Raw genomic sequence first — 16968 nt, 5'->3', positions numbered from 1 at the left:
CCGGTCCACCGCTCGGTTCACCGGCTCAGAGGTAGTACCGCGACACCGACTCGGCGACGCACACCGGCTTGTCGCCGCCCTCGCGCTCCACACTGAAGGCGACGGTCACCTGCACTCCGCCGGTCACGTCCTCGACCCCGGAGATCCGCGCGGTGGCGCGCAGGCGCGAGCCGACCGGGACCGGGGAGGGGAAACGGACCTTGTTCGTCCCGTAGTTGACGCCCATCTTCACGTTCTCGACCTTGATCAGTTGCGGCCCGAAGAGCGGCAGCAGCGACAGGGTGAGGTAGCCGTGCGCGATGGTCGTCCCGAAGGGGCCGGTGGCCGCCTTGTCCGGGTCCACGTGGATCCACTGGTGATCGCCGGTCGCGTCGGCGAACAGGTCGATCCGCTTCTGGTCGATCTCCAGCCAGTCCGTGTACCCCAGTTGCTCGCCCACCGCCGCCTTCAGGTCGTCCGCACCCGTGAAGATCCTCGGCTCTGCCATTCCCGGCCTCCTTGCCACTGTGTCCCAGCAACCGCACTGCGTCAAAATAGCCGCACATGTCTAAGCAACTGCTTAGCATGGTAGGCCGTGGGCCCCATGTCAACGGACTGTGGTCCGTATCGGGTGGGTAGGGTTCGAGGGGTGCCCCAGATTCCCGAGAAGATCCACGAACTCACGGTCGGCCAGCTCGCCGCCCGCAGCGGCGCCGCCGTCTCCGCCCTGCACTTCTACGAGTCCAAGGGCCTCATCACCAGTCGCCGTACCTCGGGTAACCAGCGCCGCTACAGCCGTGACGCGCTGCGCCGGGTCGCCTTCGTCCGGGCCGCGCAACGCGTCGGCATCCCGCTCGCCACGATCCGCGAGGCGCTCGCCGAGCTTCCCGAGGAACGCACCCCCACCCGGGAGGACTGGTCCCGGCTCTCCGAGAACTGGCGCTCCGAACTCGACGAGCGCATCAAGCAGTTGAACCGGCTCCGGGACCATCTCACCGACTGCATCGGCTGCGGCTGTCTGTCCCTGGAGGGCTGCGTCCTCTCCAACCCGGACGACGTCTTCGGCGAACGCCAGGCAGGATCCCGCCTGATGGTGGAGAGGCGCGGCGCCGGCCCGGCTCCTACTCGTACTCCGTCCCGCCCTTGCGTGTCAGATACGCCGGACTGACCGCCTTGGCGATGGCCCGCCCGCCGGTCACCGCGCTGTACCGCTCGACAGCCGGCCGGATCACGACACCCTCCCGCAGATGCAGCCCCCGCCCGGACACCGTCTCGCGCCCGCTCGCGATCTCCAAGATCCGGTCGATGTCGTACGGACCCTCGAACAGCCTTGGTACGAGCGGCAGTCGGCCCTCCAGCAGCTCTGCCGCGTCGAGCCAGCGGACCTCCCCGTCGACCTCCGCCGACACGTCGAACACGGCGTACCCGAGCGTCTCGCGCCGCCCGTCCGCGCCGTACGCCAGATCCTGTACGCCCGCTCCGTAGACCTCGCCGAAGATCCCGACCCGGCGTGCCCCGAGCCGCTCGGCGAGCTCGGCCGCGGCCCCGGCGACGTCGTGGGCGGTCACCGCACGCCAGTACAGATTGCGCGGATCCTCCTTCAGGGCCAGGGACTTGGCGCCGAATCCCTTCGAGGAGACCTGGACGCGCCCCTCGTCCGCGAGATACGTCAGCAGACAGGCCGAGCCGTGCAGCTTCTCGGTGAGGACGACCGGCTCGCCCGGCGTGAAGATGCCGGGGTAGCGCTGGATGTTCTCGATGTCGACCCAGCTCAGAAGGTCGGGCGCGGACTCGACGTCGCCGTTCATGGTGGGCGGGATCGGCGGCACCCATTTGACGATGCCCAGCCGCTCCGCGAAGTCGGCGCCCTCGGCCGCGGCCCGCGCGAGGTCCACGTCCGTGAGTGCGCGGGGCCGGCACACGATGCCCTGCGACAGTTCACCGCGCAGCCGTACCGCCTTGACCCGGTCCGAGTTGCTCCCCGCCAGCCGTCCGGTCAGGCCCAGCTCATCGACCAGTTCGCCCGGCAGCACGGACTGCTCGGGGATGTACACGGCCGCTTCACCGGTGCGGTACGCCCCCTTCGCGATCACCGCGCGATACAGGCCCACCTGGGCGAGTTCGAGGGCGTCGGCGTTCGGGTGCGGGTGGACGGTCAGGACTTCGGCGGTGACGCGCAGCGTCGACATGGGTGGCTCCTCGGGCGGCGGGTGCTGTCGCTCAGGTGGGTGTCATCGCCGTCAACTCTCCTCGCGGGAAATGGGGTGGAGCCATGGATTTTGTCGCTGCTATGGGCTCCGCCGAGGGTGCGGAGTTTCGCTGCGGGTTCGTTGTGGCTTGTCGCGCAGTTCCCCGCGCCCCTTTGGGGCGCACCTGCGTCACCACGGACAGCGGGCGTGGGCCGGACGGTTCGGTAGGGGGGTGCGGCATCCCCGGCGCACCCCCGTCGTGCTCAGGCCGACGCAAGCAGCAGCCGTCCGCGCCTGGATTCCGCCAGGGCCTCGGGGGTCAGTACGGGCCGCGGCACCACGATGCCGCACTCCGTGCAGACGGGACCCGACGACGGCTCATGGGCCAGGTCGTACTTCCAGGTGAGGCGCTCCCCGTCGCACACCGGGCACACCGAGCCCGGTTCGCGTTCCAGGGCGGCGATCAGCCGTCGCAGCACCTCGGCCAGCGGTTCGTGGGGGTGCACCCCCGGATCGTCGCACCAGGCCACCCCGAACCCACCCCAGGTCAGCCGATGCCAGTCGTCCACGCTCCCGGGCCTGCGCAGCCCGTCGAACTTCTCCTTCTTGCGGCGCTTCGCGAACTCCACCTCGTAGGCCTGCCAGACCGAGCGCGCTTCCTCCAGCTCGTCCAGTGCGGCCACGAGCCGCGCTGGATCGGGGGAGCGGTCCTCGGGCCCGAACCCGGCCCGGGAGCACAGGTGGTCCCAGGTCGCCCTGTGCCCGTAAGGGGCGAATCGTTCAAGGCACTTACGGAGCGAGTACCGCCGCAGTGCCAGATCGCACCGCGGGTCCCGCACCTGTCTCGCCAGACTCCGGAAACCGGCCATCGCCTTGCACCTCCGTCACATCTGCACCTGTACTTCGGTCACTTCGGCGTCGTCGAACGGACGTCGCCGAATAGACGTATCGACAAGCGATTCGGCTCCATCTGTTTTCCGATGACGGCCATAAGCCGCTCGCCGGGCCCCCTCGGGACCGACGTCAACGGCTCTAAGCCGTCCGCCGGACCACCCTCCACGGTTACCTCCCGCAACTGTCGGCTGTCTGTGCAACACCTGTTGAGCACGGAGCCGGACCGGGTTTCGCGTCCAGCGCCTCGAAGTGCTTCCGCACTCCCCAACGGAATTCCTGTACCACGTTGTTCAAAAGTGACGCATGTTCATCTTCTATCGCGGGGATACCGGCGGTAACCTCTGGCCCACTCCGTTCGGAGTGGCCCACCCCCCGGTCCGGAGGAGCTGCCATGTCACGGCGCACCCCAGGCAACACCGTCGATAGAACCTTCGACAGACTGAGAACTCCCGGCGGACTCTTCGGGTTCCTGAAGACCGCAGCCGTATGCACACTCATTGCCGGTCTTTTGTCGCCGCTTTCTCCGCTCTCCCCGGCGACCGAGGCCCAGGCCGCCACGGCGAACGACTACTGCGGCGGCCAGTGTTCCGACATCCTGCCGCCCGGCCAGAACGGCAACGCGACCCTCGCCCAGATCCTCCTGAACCAGGCCTTCGGATCGCAGCCCGACCACGCGGAAGACCAGCTCGGGCCCTATGCCAACCTGGCCACGGGCTACACCGGCCTCACCAACACCACGATCAACAACTTCTTCAACGACTCGTCGTTCGGGGTCGCCGCCGACCAGGTCGCCTCCACCCTGGCCCCGGCCGGCCGCACCGACGTGACGATCGTCCGTGACAAGAAGACGGGTGTGCCGCACATCACAGGCACCACCCGCTACGGCACCGAGTTCGGCGCCGGGTACGCCGCCGCCCAGGACCGCCTCTGGCTGATGGACGTCTTCCGGCACGTCGGACGCGGCCAGCTCACGCCCTTCGCCGGCGGTGACCCCTCCAACCAGGGCCTTGAACAGGAGTTCTGGCGCCACGCCCCGTACACCGAGGCCGACCTCCAGGCGCAGATAGACAACGCGGTCGCCACCAACGGCGCCCGCGGCCAGCAGGCCCTCGCCGACGTCAACGCCTATGTCGCGGGCATCAACTCCTACATCGACGCCTCCGACAGCGCACGCACCTTCCCCGGCGAGTACGTCCTCACCGGCTGGAAGGACTCGATCACCAACGCGGGCACCATCCAGCACTTCAAGACCACCGACCTGGTCGCGCTGGCCTCCGTGATCGGCGCGCTCTTCGGCTCCGGCGGCGGCGGCGAGGTCAACAACGCGATCTCGCTGATGGCCGCGCAGTCCCAGTACGGCGTCGTCCAGGGCACCAAGGTCTGGGAGGCGTTCCGCGAGCGGAACGACCCCGAGGCCGCCCTCACCGTCCACAACGGCGAGAGCTTCCCGTACGCGACCGCTCCCGCCGACCCGCAGGGCGAGGCACTGCCGGACGCCGGCACGGTCGCCGAGGAACCGCTGGTGTACGACCGTACGGGCAGCGCCGCGACGACGACCGCGACCAGCGCCTCCACCACGGCGACGGCCACGGCCCTCACCTCCGCCAAGCGCGGGATGTCCAACGCCCTGGTGGTGAGCGGCGCCAAGACGGCCAGCGGCCACCCGATCGCCGTCTTCGGGCCGCAGACGGGCTACTTCGCCCCGCAGCTGCTCATGCTCCAGGAGATCCAGGGCCCGGGCCTCAGCGCGCGCGGCGCCTCCTTCGCGGGCCTGAGCATGTACGTCGAACTCGGTCGCGGCCAGGACTACGCGTGGAGCGCGACGACCTCCGGGCAGGACATCATCGACTCGTACGCGGTCGAGCTGTGCCAGGACGACGTCCACTACCTCTACCACGGCACCTGCACGGCCATGGAGAAGCTCGAGCAGACCAACGCCTGGAAGCCGACCACGGCCGACGGCACGGCCGCCGGCTCCTACCGGATGCAGGTCTACCGCACCAAGTACGGTCCGGTGAGCCATCGGGCGACGGTCGGCGGGAAGAAGGTCGCCTACACCAACCTGCGCTCCTCCTACATGCACGAGGCCGACTCGATCATCGGCTTCCAGATGCTCAACGACCCGGACTACGTGAAGAGTCCGGCGACCTTCCAGGCGGCCGTCCAGCACATCAACTACACCTTCAACTGGTTCTACGCCGACTCCACGCACACCGCGTACTACAACAGCGGCGACAACCCGGTGCGCGCCAGTGGCGTCGACGCCGAGTTCCCGGTCTGGGCGCAGTCCGCCTACGAGTGGCGGAACTGGAATCCGACGACGAACACCGCCGACTACACGCCGGCCTCCGCCCACCCCAACTCGGTCGACCAGGACTACTACATCTCCTGGAACAACAAACAGGCCAAGGACTACACCAGCGCCTCCTGGGGCGACGGGTCCGTCCACCGGGGCAACCTCCTGGAGGACCGGGTCAAGAAGCTCGTCGCGGCGGGCGGGGTGACCAGGGCGCAACTGGTGAAGGCTATGGCCGACGCGGCGCTCACCGATCTACGGGCCGAGGACGTGCTGCCGAAGCTGCTGCGGGTCCTCAACAGCTCGACGGTCACCGACTCCACGGCCGCGGCGGCCGTCAGCAAGCTGTCCGCGTGGGTGACGGCGGGCGCCAAGCGCACGGAGACCGCCGCGGGTTCGAAGACGTACGCCAACGCCGACGCGATCCGCATCCTGGACGCCTGGTGGCCGCTGCTGGTACAGGCCGAGTTCCAACCGGGCCTCGGCACCGACCTCTACACCGCCATCACCACCAACCTCCCCGTCGACGAGGCCCCCTCGGCCGCCCACGGCCCGACCGGGGCGCACGCGGGAAGCTCCTTCCAGTACGGCTGGTGGAGCTACGTCGACAAGGACATCCGGGCGGTTCTCGGAGACTCGGTGCAGGGCGGGCTGACGCAGAAGTACTGCGGCGGCGGCACGCTCAGCGGCTGCCGGGACATCCTGATCAGCACCCTGAAGACCGCGGCGGGCAAGACGGCCGCACAGGTCTACCCCGCCGACAAGCTCTGCACCACCGCGGGCAACCAGTGGTGCGCCGACTCGATCGTCCAGCGCACCCTGGGAGGCATCAAGCACTACAACATCAGCTGGCAGAACCGTCCGACCTACCAGCAGGTCGTCGAGTTCACGTCGCACCGGTAACAACCGACAACACCTGGTAACAACCGGTAGCAGCTGAGGCACCTGTGATGGTGCCGGCGGCGGGTCAGTGGATACGGCCCGCCGCCAGCACCACCTGCGCCAACTCCGAGTGACAGATGTCGCTGTGGGCTCCAGACGGAGCCCCACCGTTCCTCACCACCGCCGCCGCGTCGACGTTCACGCACCCGCTCACCGGCAGCCTTCCCGCCCCCAGTGCCTCGGCGATCGTCAGCCTGACCGTCCCCGGCACGGCCTGGACACCGTCGTGGCCCATCGCACCCCACTTGGGGCCGAGCACATCCGCGACGGTGAAGCCCGCGACGGCCCGGTCGGCGGCGAGGACCCCCTGGCTCTCGCCCGCCATGCGCGAGGCCAGCGGATAGAACGTGCTGAGCGCCTCGTCGTAGTGGGAGTAGCAGCACACCAGGGGGCCGTCGATCCGGCTCTGCCGACCCTTCAACGCGCCGCCGGCGGACGAGTCGTGGGGCAGCTCGGCCGCGAACGCGTAGTGCGAGAAGGCCCCTTGGAGCAGCGTCACCGACTTCACCGTGCACACCTCCTCGGGCAGCCCCCGCAGCGCGAACGACACGAGCCGCGCTCCGAAACTGTGCCCGACCAGATGCACCCGCACCCCGGGGGCCGCCTCGGCGAGCCGCCCGAGCGCAGGCCCGAGACCCCGCTCGCCGACAGTTCCGGCCCGACGCTTCATCGCGTAGTACGTGGCCTGCCGCAGCAGCTCCTTCGCGCCGTTCCAGGGATTGGGCAGCGCGAACTCGGCGACAGGGACCGGGGATTCGGGCCCGGCCAGGGCCCGCGCGAACTCCTCACAGACCTCCGCCGTGCTCCCCGCGAACATCTCCGGGGCGCCCTCCGGCTCGCCGCCCGAGCGGAGGAGGTCCGCCGCGAACCCCGTCTGCGGTGCCTCCGGCGGTACCTCGACGAGCAGCCGCACCAGCCCCCCGAACTCCTCCAGCGACTCGTCGTCGCCCGACTGCCGGTCCAGCAGCCCGGCGATCTGCTCGACGACCGTGGCCCGCCCGGGGAACGTTTCGAGGAGCGCCTGCCGGGTGTCCTTGTCGAGCCCGGGCCGGCCGGTCGCCTCGGGCAGGGCGGTGGCGGTCATGGACCGCTGGAAGTCGGGGATCGGCTCGTCCGTGAAGCGCATCGACGGCCACACCACCCCCACGTAGCCGATCCTGGCGGTCGCGGGGGCGAGGGCGGGGACGGCCTCGAAGAACCTGCTGTAGAGCCGGGTCGCCATGGACCGGTCGTTGTTCCAGCCGTGCGCGAAGACGATGAGGTCGCGCACCTTGCGGGTGTTCACCTCCGCGAGCAGCCGCTCCCGTCTGCTCCCGTCCGCGTCGCCGTCGGCGTCGAACGTAAGCTCCCAGTAGGGAGAAACACTCATCTCCGGATCCGCCATGACAGTCCCCGTCGCCCGTGGTGTCGTGATGTGGGGCGTATCGTCCTGCTGACAGGGGGAGTTGGCCATACATCACGCTCACTTGTAGATGAGGTATTTCCCGCGCATCCGCCGGAATGTTGCCAACTCCTTCTGCCAGCCCGCCACGACCTCGTCGACGCCGGCTCCCGCGTCGATCATCGTGCGCACCAGAGTGGATCCGGTGAGCTTGTCGATCCAGTTGTCCGAGCGCCAACCGAAGCCGCTCCAGACCTTCTTGGCGGTCACCAGCAACGCGACCCCGGTACGCACCGGGTCGTAGGCCGCCCGGTCGTGCACATGGATCTGCACGCCCCCGATGGTCCTGCCCTGGAACTTGGAGAAGGTCGGCGCGAAGTACGCCTCCCTGAAGTGCACACCGGGCAGCCCCAGTCGCTCCGCTTCGGCTGCCCACCGCCGGTCGATCCCCTCGGCGCCGAGCAGCTCGAAGGGCCGGGTCGTACCGCGCCCCTCCGACAGGTTCGTCCCCTCGAAGAGGCAGGTCCCCGAGTACACCAGCGCGGTGTCGGGCGTCGGCATGTTCGGGCTCGGTGGCACCCAGGGCAGCCCCGACGCGTCGTAGAACTCCGACCGTTTCCACCCCGACATCAGTACGGCGTCCAGCTCCACCGGCGCGGCCAGGAACTCCTTGTTGAACAGCCGCGCCAGCTCCACCACCGTCATCCCGTGCGCCTGGGAGATCGGCTGCCGTCCGACGAACGTCGCGAACTCCCTGTGCAGCACGGGCCCGAGGGCCGCCCGTCCGGTCACCGGGTTCGGCCGGTCCAGCACGAGGAAGGACTTGCCCGCCAGCTGGGCTGCCTCCTCTTCACCGGCAAGGGCAGCGCCAACTCCGGCTGGCGTGCGGTCTATTGTCAGGTCTGTGGTAATTTATTCTAGCCCCGTGAGGGGTCGGCTCGGGCTGGACCGCAACCTTCGGGTTGGAAGCTCCCCCCACTTGAGTGGGGAGCGGAGTCACACAGTCGTACAGCGTCCATCCACTGGACGCCGAAGGCGACGGCTCGGCGTGGATCACGTCGATGGCAGGATGCATGCCCCTGGTGACGCCGGTGGGGTTGGTGACGAGGCCGACCCGCCGGCTGTCCAGTAGGGCGTAGTCCGGACGGGTCCCGCAGTCCTCTTGGTCGCGGCCGGCAGCCCTCGTTCCGACAGTCCTGCGGGGTGACCTCCGTGAGTGGGTACGGCCGGCAACGGCACCGTAAGCGCTTCCGCCTGCTAGTTCGTAGGGTGCGGGTCCGTTGTGGCTTGTCGCGCCCCGCGGCGGAGCCGCAGATCGATACGGTCCCGCGCCCCTCGGGGGGGTGCCGGTACCTCTTTCCTGCTACATACCGACCGGTTAGTCTGGCCGGACGTTGGGGCCGTGTCGTGTCGAAGGAGACCGATCGTGGGTGTCGTGGAAGGTGCCGGAGTCGTCGTCACTGGAGCCGGGGGTGGCATCGGAGCCGCGCTGGCACGGCGGTTCGCCGCCGAAGGAGCCCGGGTCGTGGTCAATGATCTGGACGCCGACAAGGCCGAAGCCGTCGCCGCCGAGATAGGTGGGATCGCGGTGCCCGGGGACGCCTCCGTGATCGTCGGTGAGGCTCGGGCCGCGCTCGGTGGGACCGTGGACGTCTACTGTGCCAACGCCGGGCTTGCCTCGGGTGGGTCCGAGGCGGCCGAGGAGAAGGTCTGGGCGCTCGCCTGGGACGTGAACGTGATGGCGCACGTCCGGGCGGCCGACGAACTGCTGCCGGAGTGGCTGGAGCGCGGCAGTGGCCGTTTCGTGTCCACCGTGTCCGCCGCCGGGCTGCTCACCATGATCGGCGCGGCGCCCTACAGCGTGACCAAGCACGGTGCGTACGCCTTCGCGGAGTGGCTGTCGCTGACGTACCGCCACCGCGGGCTCAAGGTGCACGCCATCTGCCCGCAGGGTGTGCGCACGGACATGCTGGCCGGGACCGGCAGCGCGGGTGATCTGGTGCTCACGCCGACCGCGATCGAGCCCGAGGCGGTCGCGGACGCGCTGTTCCGGGGGATCGAGGAGGACCGCTTCCTGATCCTTCCGCACCCCGAGGTCGCCGACTACTACCGGGCGCGGGCCGCCGACCCCGACCACTGGCTGACCAGCATGAACCACATCCAGCAGAAGTGGGAGGCCACCCGATGACCGACGCCGAGCGCGCAGCAGACACCGGCTCCCTGTACGGGGCGAAGCCCTGGCTGGGCCTTCTCAGCGACGTCCAGCGCGGGCCCGTCAGCCCCGACGACTCACTCGTCCACGCACTCCGCCGGACCGCCGCCGACTTCCCGGACCGTACCTTCCTCGCCTACTTCGACGGTCGGCTCAGCCACCGCGAGGTCGACGAGCTGAGCGACTCCGTGTCCGGGTATCTCCTCACCCGGGGGCTGGAGCGCGGCGACCGGGTCGCCGTCATGCTGCAGAACTCGCCGCTCTTCGTGCTCGCCCTGCTGGGGGCCTGGAAGGCGGGTGCGACCGTCGTCCCCGTCAACCCGATGTACAAGGCCGGGGAGGTCACCCACGTCCTGCGGGACGGTGACGTGGCCGCGCTGATCTGCTCCGACCGGGCCTGGGAGTCGTACCTGCGGGAGACGGCCGCGGACTCTGCGGTGCGGATCGTGCTCACCGGCTGCGAGCTGGACTTCCAGACCCGCGGCGACGCGCGCGTGCTCGCGTTCGAGCGGCTGCCGCAGGCCGCGGACGCCGAGGATCTGACGGCCGTCGCCCGGTACGGGCACAAGGCGCCCGACGCCGGCGACCGTGATCCGCGCCCCGCCGACATCGCGCTGATCAGCTACACCTCCGGCACCAGCGGCTCCCCCAAGGGGGCCACCAACACCCACGCCAACATCATGTACAACGCGGAACGGCAGCGGACCGGGCTTCCGCTGCCCGAGGCGCCCGTCTACTTCGCGATGGCGCCCCTGTTCCACATCACCGGCATGGTCTGTCAGCTCGGCGCGAGTCTGAACAGCGCGGGCACGCTCGTCCTCGCCTACCGCTTCGAGCCCGGTGTCGTCCTGGACGCGTTCGCCGAGCACCGTCCGCACTACACGGTCGGCCCGTCGACGGCCTTCATGGCCCTGGCCGCACACCCGGCGGTCACCCCCGGCCACTTCTCCTCCTTCCGGCACATCTCCTCCGGCGGCGCCCCGCTGCCGCCCGCCCTCGTGGAGAAGTTCCGGGCCGGCTTCGGCCCGTACATCCGCAACGGCTACGGCCTCACCGAGTGCACCGCCCCCTGCGCCTCCGTACCGCCCGCCCTGGAGGCCCCCGTCGACCCGGTCTCCGGGACGCTCGCCGTGGGCGTGCCGGGCCCCGACACCGTCGTACGCATCGTCGACGACCAGGGCGCGGAGGTTCCCTTCGGCCAGCAGGGCGAGATCCTCGTACGGGGGCCGCAGGTCGTCCCCGGCTACTGGCGGCTCCCGGAGGCCACCGCGGACACGTTCCCCGGCGGGGAGCTGCGGACCGGCGACATCGGGTTCATGGACCCCGAGGGGTGGCTCTACGTCGTCGACCGGAAGAAGGACATGATCAACGCGTCCGGCTTCAAGGTGTGGCCGAGGGAGGTCGAGGACGTCCTGTACACCCATCCGGCGGTACGTGAGGCGGCTGTCGTCGGGGTACCCGACGGGTACCGGGGCGAGACCGTGAAGGCGTACATCAGCCTGCGGCCGGGCGCGGAGGGGGACCCGGACGCGCTCGCCGCGTACTGCAAGGAGAGACTGGCCGCCTACAAGTACCCGAGGCAGGTGGAGATTCTGCCCGAGCTGCCGAAGACGGCGACCGGAAAGATCCTCCGTCGGGAACTGCGTACCCGGTCCGGGGACTCTCAGTAGGCGACTCTCGGTGAAACGTATGGGAAGGCTGGTGGCGGTAGTGCCCAGGACGACGGACGGTGACGGTACGCCCGTCCCGCAGCGGCTGCTGGCCGCCGCCACCCGGCTCTTCGCGGAACAGGGGTACGACCGCACGTCCGTGCAGGAGATCGTCGAGGCGGCCGGTGTCACCAAGGGGGCGCTGTACCACTACTTCGGGTCCAAGGACGACCTGCTGCACGAGGTGTACGCGCGCGTGCTCCGCGTTCAGCAGGAGCGGCTGGACGCGTTCGCGAACGCGGACGCGCCGGTGGAGGAGCGGTTGCGGCGGGCGGCGGCGGACGTCGTGGTCACGACCATCGAGAACCTCGACGACGCGATGATCTTCTTCCGCTCGATGCATCATCTGAGCCCGGAGAAGAACAAGCAGGTGCGGGCGGAGAGACGCCGGTACCACGAGCGCTTCCGGGCGCTGATCGAGGAGGGGCAGGAGACGGGGGTGTTCTCGCGGGCGACCTCGGCGGATCTGGTGGTCGACTACCACTTCGGGTCCATCCACCACCTGTCGACCTGGTACAGCCCGGAGGGCCCTCTGAGCTCTACGGAGGTCGCGGAGCAGTTGGCGGACCTGCTGTTGCGCGCGCTGCGGCCGTAGGGGCGGTTTTCTCGCCCCCGCCGCCCCTACCCGTCCCATCCCTGGGGGCTGCGCCCCCAGACCCCCCGCCGGCCCTGAACGGGCCTTGTCCTCAATCGCCGGACGGGCTGGATGGGCAGCCCCTACACGTACCGCTTCAGCTCACGTCGGGCCAGTGACCGCTGGTGCACCTCGTCCGGGCCGTCGGCCAGTTTCAGGGTTCGGGCGCTCGCCCACAGTTCCGCCAGCGGGAAGTCCTGGCTGACTCCGCCCGCGCCGTGCAGCTGAATCGCCTTGTCGATGATGTCCACCACCGCACGCGGCGTCGCGATCTTGATCGCCTGGATCTCCGCGTGCGCCCCCTTGTTGCCCACCGTGTCCATCATCCAGGCCGTCTTCAGCACCAGCAGCCGCAGCTGCTCCACCGTGACCCGCGCGTCCGCGATCCAGTTGTGGACCACTCCCTGCTGGGCCAGTGCCTTGCCGAAGGCCGTCCGGGAGACGGCCCGGCGGCACATCAGCTCGATGGCCCGCTCCGCCATCCCGATCAGCCGCATGCAGTGGTGGATACGGCCGGGGCCGAGCCGCGCCTGCGCGATGGCGAAGCCGCTGCCCTCCTCGCCGATCAGGTTCGCGGCCGGCACCCGCGCCTCGTCGAAGACCACCTCGGCGTGGCCGCCATGGGAGTGGTCCTCGTAGCCGAACACCTGCATCGCCCGCTTGACCGTGACGCCCGGGGTGTCCCGGGGGACCAGGATCATCGACTGCTGGCGGCGGATGTCGGCGCCGTCCGGGTCGGTCTTGCCCATGACGATGAAGATCCGGCAGTCGGGGTTCATCGCCCCGGAGATGTACCACTTGCGGCCGGTGATGACGTAGTCGGCGCCGTCCTGCCGGATTCGCGTCTCGATGTTCGTCGCGTCGGACGAGGCCACCTCGGGCTCGGTCATCGCGAACGCCGAGCGGATCTCGCCCGCCAGCAGCGGCTCCAGCCACTGCTTCCTCTGCTGCTCGTCGCCGAACTGCGCCAGTACCTCCATGTTGCCGGTGTCCGGCGCCGCGCAGTTCAGCGCGGTCGGCGCCAACTGCGGGGAACGGCCGGTGATTTCGGCGAGGGGGGCGTACTGGAGGTTGGTGAGTCCGGCGCCGTGCCGGGTGTCGGGCAGGAAGAGGTTCCACAGGCCCTGGCTACGGGCCTCGGCCTTCAACTCCTCGACCACGGCCGGGGTGTCCCACGGCGAGGCCAGCGCGGCCCGCTGCTCCTCGGCGACGGCCTCCGCCGGATAGACGTACTCGTCCATGAAGGCGAGGAGCTTGGCGCGCAGTTCCTCGGTGCGCGCGTCGAACGCGAAGTCCATGACGGATCAGCCTTCCTGGAGACCTGTGTGAAGTGTGGTCAGGCCGTGCTCGATGAACACGGGGACCAGGTCCCCGATGCGGTCGAAGCCCGCGCCGACCGTCTGGCCCAGCGTGTAGCGGTAGTGGATGCCCTCCAGGATCACGGCCAGCTTGAACCAGGCGAACGCCGTGTACCAGGCGACCGACGAGACGTCGCGCCCCGAGCGCGCCGCGTACCGTTCGATCAGCTCGGCGGGGGAGGGGTGTCCGGCGGCCTCGGCGGTCGTGGAGACGGGGGAGTCGGGCGCGCCCAGCGGCATGCTGTACATCACCAGCAGGCCCAGGTCGGTGAGCGGGTCGCCGAGCGTCGACATCTCCCAGTCGAGGATCGCCGTGATCCTGTCGTCCGTGTCGATGAGGACGTTGTCCAGCCGGTAGTCGCCGTGCACGATCGCCGGTGCGGAGGACTGGGGCAGCGCTCGGCCGAGCGCCGCCTGCAGTTCGTCGATGCCGGCCAGGTCCCGGTTGCGGGAGGCGTCCAACTGCTTGCCCCAGCGCCGCAGTTGCCGGTCGAGGAAGCCCTCGGGCCGGCCGAAGTCCGCGAGGCCCACCTCGACGGGATCCACCGCGTGCAGCTCGACGAGGGTGTCCACCAGCGACAGCACCACGTCCCGGGTCCGCGCCGGGCCGATCGGGGTGAGTTGGTCGGCCGTACGGTACGGCGTGCCCGGCACGAACTCCATGACGTAGAACGGGGATCCGAGCACCGACTCGTCCTCGCACAGCAGCACGGGACGCGGGACCGGGACGGAGGTCGGATGCAGGGCGCTGATCACCCGGTGCTCGCGCCGCATGTCGTGCGCGGTGGCCAGGACATGGCCCAGCGGAGGACGTCGTACGACCCACCGGGTGGCGCCGTCCGTGACCGCGTAGGTGAGGTTCGACCGGCCACCCTCGATCAACCGGCCGGTCAGGGGGCCCTGCACGAGTCCGGGGCGTTCGCCGTCGAGCAGGCCGCGCAGCCGGTCGAGATCGAGACCTGGCAGGTCGTCCGGGGGCATCATCGCTCCTACGCGTACGGGAACAGGACCTGCATCATGATGCCGACCGGTCGGTATGTCGTCCAGTGGGTGAGCGAAAAGTGACCGGCGTCTCGCTTCCAGTGTGCGGAAGAAGATGCCGGTCGGGTAGGGCGGGGGAGCGGTTCCGGTGGCCGGAAACGGTCAGTGGTCGTCCCAGTGGCCGTCGTGCGCGGCGTGCCGGTGGCCGTCGTGCAGATAGTCGACATGGCCGCCGTGCAGGACGCTGGGGTGCCCGCAGCCGTCCCCGTGCACGTGGCCGTGGGTCTCGTGCGCCACGTGGCCGCCGGGCTCGCACTCGTCCCAGTGGCCGCTGTGCGCGCGGTGCAGATGACCGTCGTGCGCGTAGTCGACGTGGTCGCCGTGCGGCACCTCGGTGTGGCCGCAGTCCGGGCCGTGGGTGTGCTCGTGGGCCGGGTGTTCCTGATGAGGTGTGGAGGTGCTCATGATGCTCGCCTTCGGGCAATCGCGGGTACGGAAGTGGTGGAAGTGCGGGTGGTGCCGTTGGACAGGCTGCCACGCGATATGTACATATCCGGCCATTCGACTTGCGTGGCGTGCGCGCACCCCGGAGGGTCGGGCATGAGGAAACCGGAGGACCAGACATATGAAGGCCATCACCTACAGCCGGTACGGCGGTCCCGACGTCCTGGAGTTCACCCAGGACGCCCCGGAACCCAAGGTCGGGCCCGACTCCGTGCTGATCAAGGTGCGGGCGGCATCGGTCAACCCGGTGGACTGGAAGTGTCGCGAGGGCTATCTCGACGGCCTCCTGGACACCGTCTTCCCGGTGACGCCGGGCTGGGACGTCGCGGGGGTCGTGGTCCGTCCGGGCCCCTCCGTCTCCGAGTTCGCCGTGGGTGACGAGGTCATCGGCTACGTACGCGAGGACTTCCTCTCGCGCGGCACCTTCGCCGAGTACGTCGCCGCCCCGGTGCGCACCCTCGCCCGTAAGCCCCGCAACCTCTCCTTCGAGGAGGCGGCCGGGCTGCCGCTGGTCGGGCTCACCGCCTATCAGGTGCTCGCCAAGTCGCTCCGCGTCCGCACGGGCGAGACCGTCCTGGTGCACGCGGCGGCGGGCGGGGTCGGCTCCGTCGCCGTCCAGCTGGCCCGCCGGCACCTGGGCGCGGCGCATGTCATCGGCACGGCGAGCGTGCACAACCACGACTTCGTGCGCGAACTGGGCGGCGACCCGGTGACCTACGGCGAGGGCATGGCCGACCGGGTGCGGAAACTGGCGCCGCGCGGCGTCGACGCCGTGTTCGACACGGTCGGCGGCGACACGTTGAGGGACTCCGTGGAGCTGCTGGCTCCCGGGGGACGCCTGGTGTCGATCGCGGACCCGGACGTCGTCGGCTTCGGCGGTCGGTACTACTTCGTCCGCCCCGACGCCGTGGACCTCGCGCACCTCGCCGACCTGGTCGAACAGCATGTCGTCTCGCTGCACGTGTCCGACACGTTCCCCCTGGAACGCGCGGCGGAGGCGCACCGGCTGAACGCGGAAGGCCGTACCAGGGGCAAGATCGTGGTGACGGTGGACTGGGCGTAGGCGCTCCGCTTGCTGGGTGAGTAATTCGGGTGCCGCGCCGTCGTGGCCGGTCGCGCAGTTCCCCGCGCCCCTGCACGGCCCCCGTGGGGCCGTCAGAGGACGAGCGCCGCTCCGCACAGCGCCAGCGCGACCGTGCACAGGGCGGCGGCGGTGGCGTGCCGGGCGGCGAGCCGCGGCGGACCTTCGTCGCCCGTCGTCGCGAGCGTCCGGATACGCCGGTGGGCGACGGTCAGGAACCACAGCCACAGCACGCAGCACGCCGCGCAGACGGTGATCCCGGCCGCCGACGGGCCGCCGTGCAGCGCGCTCTTCCCGGCCAGCACGGCGGCGACGGTGCTCGACAGCGTCGTACGCCGCCACGCCAGCCGGGTCCGCTCGGGTTGCAGCCCGGGATCCCGCACCCCGGCCCCGCGCCCGCCCGGCTCGCTCACCCGTTCCCCCGGACCAGCACGACGACCACCATGGCGACCGCGACCACGGCGACCGCGAGGCTCAGCAGCGCCGGGAAGCGGGACACCGGCAGATCCTCGCCCCGCCGCATCGCCCGCTCGCACCGCACCCAGTGGTTGACGGCCCGCAGTGAGCACAGCACCCCGGCCGCCAGCAGCGCGAGCGCCAGCCCCACGCGCCAGCCCCACCGCAGGTCGGGCAGGAACTGGTCCACGGCGAACCCGCCGCCGATCAGCGCGAGCGCGGTACGCAGCCAGGCCAGGAAGGTGCGTTCGTTGGCCAGGGAGAAGCGGTAGTCGGGGGTGCGGCCCTCGTCGCCGATCTCCTGGGGGGCGAACCACAGGCGGACGTTCCGTGCGAAATCGATCACGTGCAG

Annotated in this window: 15 protein-coding genes and 1 pseudogene; 6 read left to right on the top strand and 10 right to left on the bottom strand. The window is 70.1% G+C overall.

Annotated elements, in window-relative coordinates; all coding sequences use genetic code 11:
- Window positions 1-25 precede the first annotated feature (25 nt).
- On the bottom strand, window positions 26-487 hold the full coding sequence (locus QA861_RS32930; protein ID WP_334592292.1) for a MaoC family dehydratase: 462 nt from the start codon (window positions 485-487) through the stop codon (window positions 26-28).
- A gap of 141 nt (window positions 488-628) precedes the next feature.
- Between QA861_RS32930 and soxR the strand changes: the two genes are divergently transcribed.
- On the top strand, window positions 629-1147 hold the full coding sequence (gene soxR / locus QA861_RS32925; RefSeq protein ID WP_334592291.1) for a redox-sensitive transcriptional activator SoxR: 519 nt from the start codon (window positions 629-631) through the stop codon (window positions 1145-1147).
- Here the strand turns inward: soxR and QA861_RS32920 are convergent.
- Both QA861_RS32920 and QA861_RS32915 read right to left on the bottom strand, forming a co-directional pair.
- Window positions 1101-2168: an RNA ligase (ATP) gene (locus QA861_RS32920; RefSeq protein WP_334592290.1), complete on the bottom strand. Its 1068-nt coding sequence runs from the start codon at window positions 2166-2168 to the stop codon at window positions 1101-1103. The genes soxR and QA861_RS32920 overlap by 47 nt on opposite strands.
- A 263-nt stretch (window positions 2169-2431) precedes the next feature.
- Window positions 2432-3037, bottom strand: coding sequence for a hypothetical protein (locus tag QA861_RS32915; protein WP_006382008.1), 606 nt, complete (start codon window positions 3035-3037; stop codon window positions 2432-2434).
- Window positions 3038-3453: 416 nt separating this feature from the next.
- Between QA861_RS32915 and QA861_RS32910 the strand changes: the two genes are divergently transcribed.
- Entirely contained in the window at window positions 3454-6261 is a 2808-nt protein-coding gene (locus QA861_RS32910) for a penicillin acylase family protein (protein ID WP_334592289.1), read from the top strand.
- A 64-nt stretch (window positions 6262-6325) separates the two neighbouring features.
- On the opposite strand, the gene QA861_RS32905 is transcribed toward QA861_RS32910, so the two are convergent.
- Both QA861_RS32905 and QA861_RS32900 read right to left on the bottom strand, forming a co-directional pair.
- Window positions 6326-7684, bottom strand: a complete 1359-nt coding sequence (locus QA861_RS32905; RefSeq protein ID WP_334592288.1) for a serine-threonine protein kinase — start codon at window positions 7682-7684, stop codon at window positions 6326-6328.
- Window positions 7685-7762: 78 nt separating this feature from the next.
- A pseudogene (locus QA861_RS32900) lies at window positions 7763-8533 on the bottom strand (DUF1343 domain-containing protein); the annotation flags it as partial.
- 571 nt (window positions 8534-9104) lie between these two features.
- On the opposite strand from QA861_RS32900, the gene QA861_RS32895 reads away from it, so the two are divergent.
- From QA861_RS32895 to QA861_RS32885, 3 genes are read left to right on the top strand one after another with little or no spacing between them, the layout of a single operon-like run.
- Window positions 9105-9869 (top strand): SDR family oxidoreductase, encoded by a 765-nt coding sequence (locus tag QA861_RS32895; protein WP_334594923.1) that lies wholly within the window; start codon window positions 9105-9107, stop codon window positions 9867-9869.
- Window positions 9866-11563 (top strand): class I adenylate-forming enzyme family protein, encoded by a 1698-nt coding sequence (locus QA861_RS32890; protein ID WP_334592287.1) that lies wholly within the window; start codon window positions 9866-9868, stop codon window positions 11561-11563. Before QA861_RS32895 ends, QA861_RS32890 begins: the two co-directional genes overlap by 4 nt.
- Window positions 11564-11603: 40 nt before the next feature.
- Complete coding sequence (locus QA861_RS32885) at window positions 11604-12197, top strand: TetR/AcrR family transcriptional regulator (protein ID WP_164317892.1); 594 nt, start codon at window positions 11604-11606, stop codon at window positions 12195-12197.
- A 122-nt stretch (window positions 12198-12319) separates the two neighbouring features.
- Here the strand turns inward: QA861_RS32885 and QA861_RS32880 are convergent, their stop codons facing one another.
- The 3 genes from QA861_RS32880 to QA861_RS32870 form a co-directional block, all read right to left on the bottom strand.
- The gene (locus QA861_RS32880; RefSeq protein ID WP_334592285.1) at window positions 12320-13534 is read right to left on the bottom strand and encodes an acyl-CoA dehydrogenase family protein; all 1215 of its coding nucleotides are present in this window, start codon (window positions 13532-13534) and stop codon (window positions 12320-12322) included.
- Between the two features lie 6 nt (window positions 13535-13540).
- Window positions 13541-14575, bottom strand: coding sequence for a phosphotransferase family protein (locus QA861_RS32875; protein WP_334592284.1), 1035 nt, complete (start codon window positions 14573-14575; stop codon window positions 13541-13543).
- 162 nt (window positions 14576-14737) lie between these two features.
- Window positions 14738-15040 (bottom strand): hypothetical protein, encoded by a 303-nt coding sequence (locus tag QA861_RS32870; RefSeq protein WP_334592283.1) that lies wholly within the window; start codon window positions 15038-15040, stop codon window positions 14738-14740.
- A gap of 160 nt (window positions 15041-15200) precedes the next feature.
- Between QA861_RS32870 and QA861_RS32865 the strand changes: the two genes are divergently transcribed.
- Complete coding sequence (locus tag QA861_RS32865) at window positions 15201-16142, top strand: NADP-dependent oxidoreductase (protein WP_334592282.1); 942 nt, start codon at window positions 15201-15203, stop codon at window positions 16140-16142.
- 92 nt (window positions 16143-16234) lie between these two features.
- Here QA861_RS32865 and QA861_RS32860 read toward each other — a convergent pair whose 3' ends face one another.
- Entirely contained in the window at window positions 16235-16573 is a 339-nt protein-coding gene (locus tag QA861_RS32860; protein ID WP_334592281.1) for a DUF202 domain-containing protein, read from the bottom strand.
- Window positions 16570-16962: a YidH family protein gene (locus QA861_RS32855; protein ID WP_006377003.1), complete on the bottom strand. Its 393-nt coding sequence runs from the start codon at window positions 16960-16962 to the stop codon at window positions 16570-16572. The genes QA861_RS32860 and QA861_RS32855 overlap by 4 nt, the downstream gene beginning before the upstream one ends.
- Between the last annotated feature and the right edge of the window lie 6 nt (window positions 16963-16968).

It is taken from the genome of Streptomyces sp. B21-083 (assembly GCF_036898825.1).
Lineage (GTDB): Bacteria > Actinomycetota > Actinomycetes > Streptomycetales > Streptomycetaceae > Streptomyces.
This window is presented reverse-complemented; position numbering and strand designations above follow the sequence as displayed.

Bases quoted from the DNA above. Each gene is read 5' to 3' on its own strand.
- QA861_RS32930 (WP_334592292.1), bottom strand. From the start codon at position 487: ATGGCAGAGCCGAGGATCTTCACGGGTGCGGACGACCTGAAGGCGGCG.
- QA861_RS32920 (WP_334592290.1), bottom strand. From the start codon at position 2,168: ATGTCGACGCTGCGCGTCACCGCCGAAGTCCTGACCGTCCACCCGCAC.
- QA861_RS32915 (WP_006382008.1), bottom strand. From the start codon at position 3,037: ATGGCCGGTTTCCGGAGTCTGGCGAGACAGGTGCGGGACCCGCGGTGC.
- QA861_RS32910 (WP_334592289.1), top strand. From the start codon at position 3,454: ATGTCACGGCGCACCCCAGGCAACACCGTCGATAGAACCTTCGACAGA.
- QA861_RS32905 (WP_334592288.1), bottom strand. From the start codon at position 7,684: ATGGCGGATCCGGAGATGAGTGTTTCTCCCTACTGGGAGCTTACGTTC.
- QA861_RS32890 (WP_334592287.1), top strand. From the start codon at position 9,866: ATGACCGACGCCGAGCGCGCAGCAGACACCGGCTCCCTGTACGGGGCG.
- QA861_RS32880 (WP_334592285.1), bottom strand. From the start codon at position 13,534: ATGGACTTCGCGTTCGACGCGCGCACCGAGGAACTGCGCGCCAAGCTC.
- QA861_RS32875 (WP_334592284.1), bottom strand. From the start codon at position 14,575: ATGCCCCCGGACGACCTGCCAGGTCTCGATCTCGACCGGCTGCGCGGC.
- QA861_RS32870 (WP_334592283.1), bottom strand. From the start codon at position 15,040: ATGAGCACCTCCACACCTCATCAGGAACACCCGGCCCACGAGCACACC.
- QA861_RS32865 (WP_334592282.1), top strand. From the start codon at position 15,201: ATGAAGGCCATCACCTACAGCCGGTACGGCGGTCCCGACGTCCTGGAG.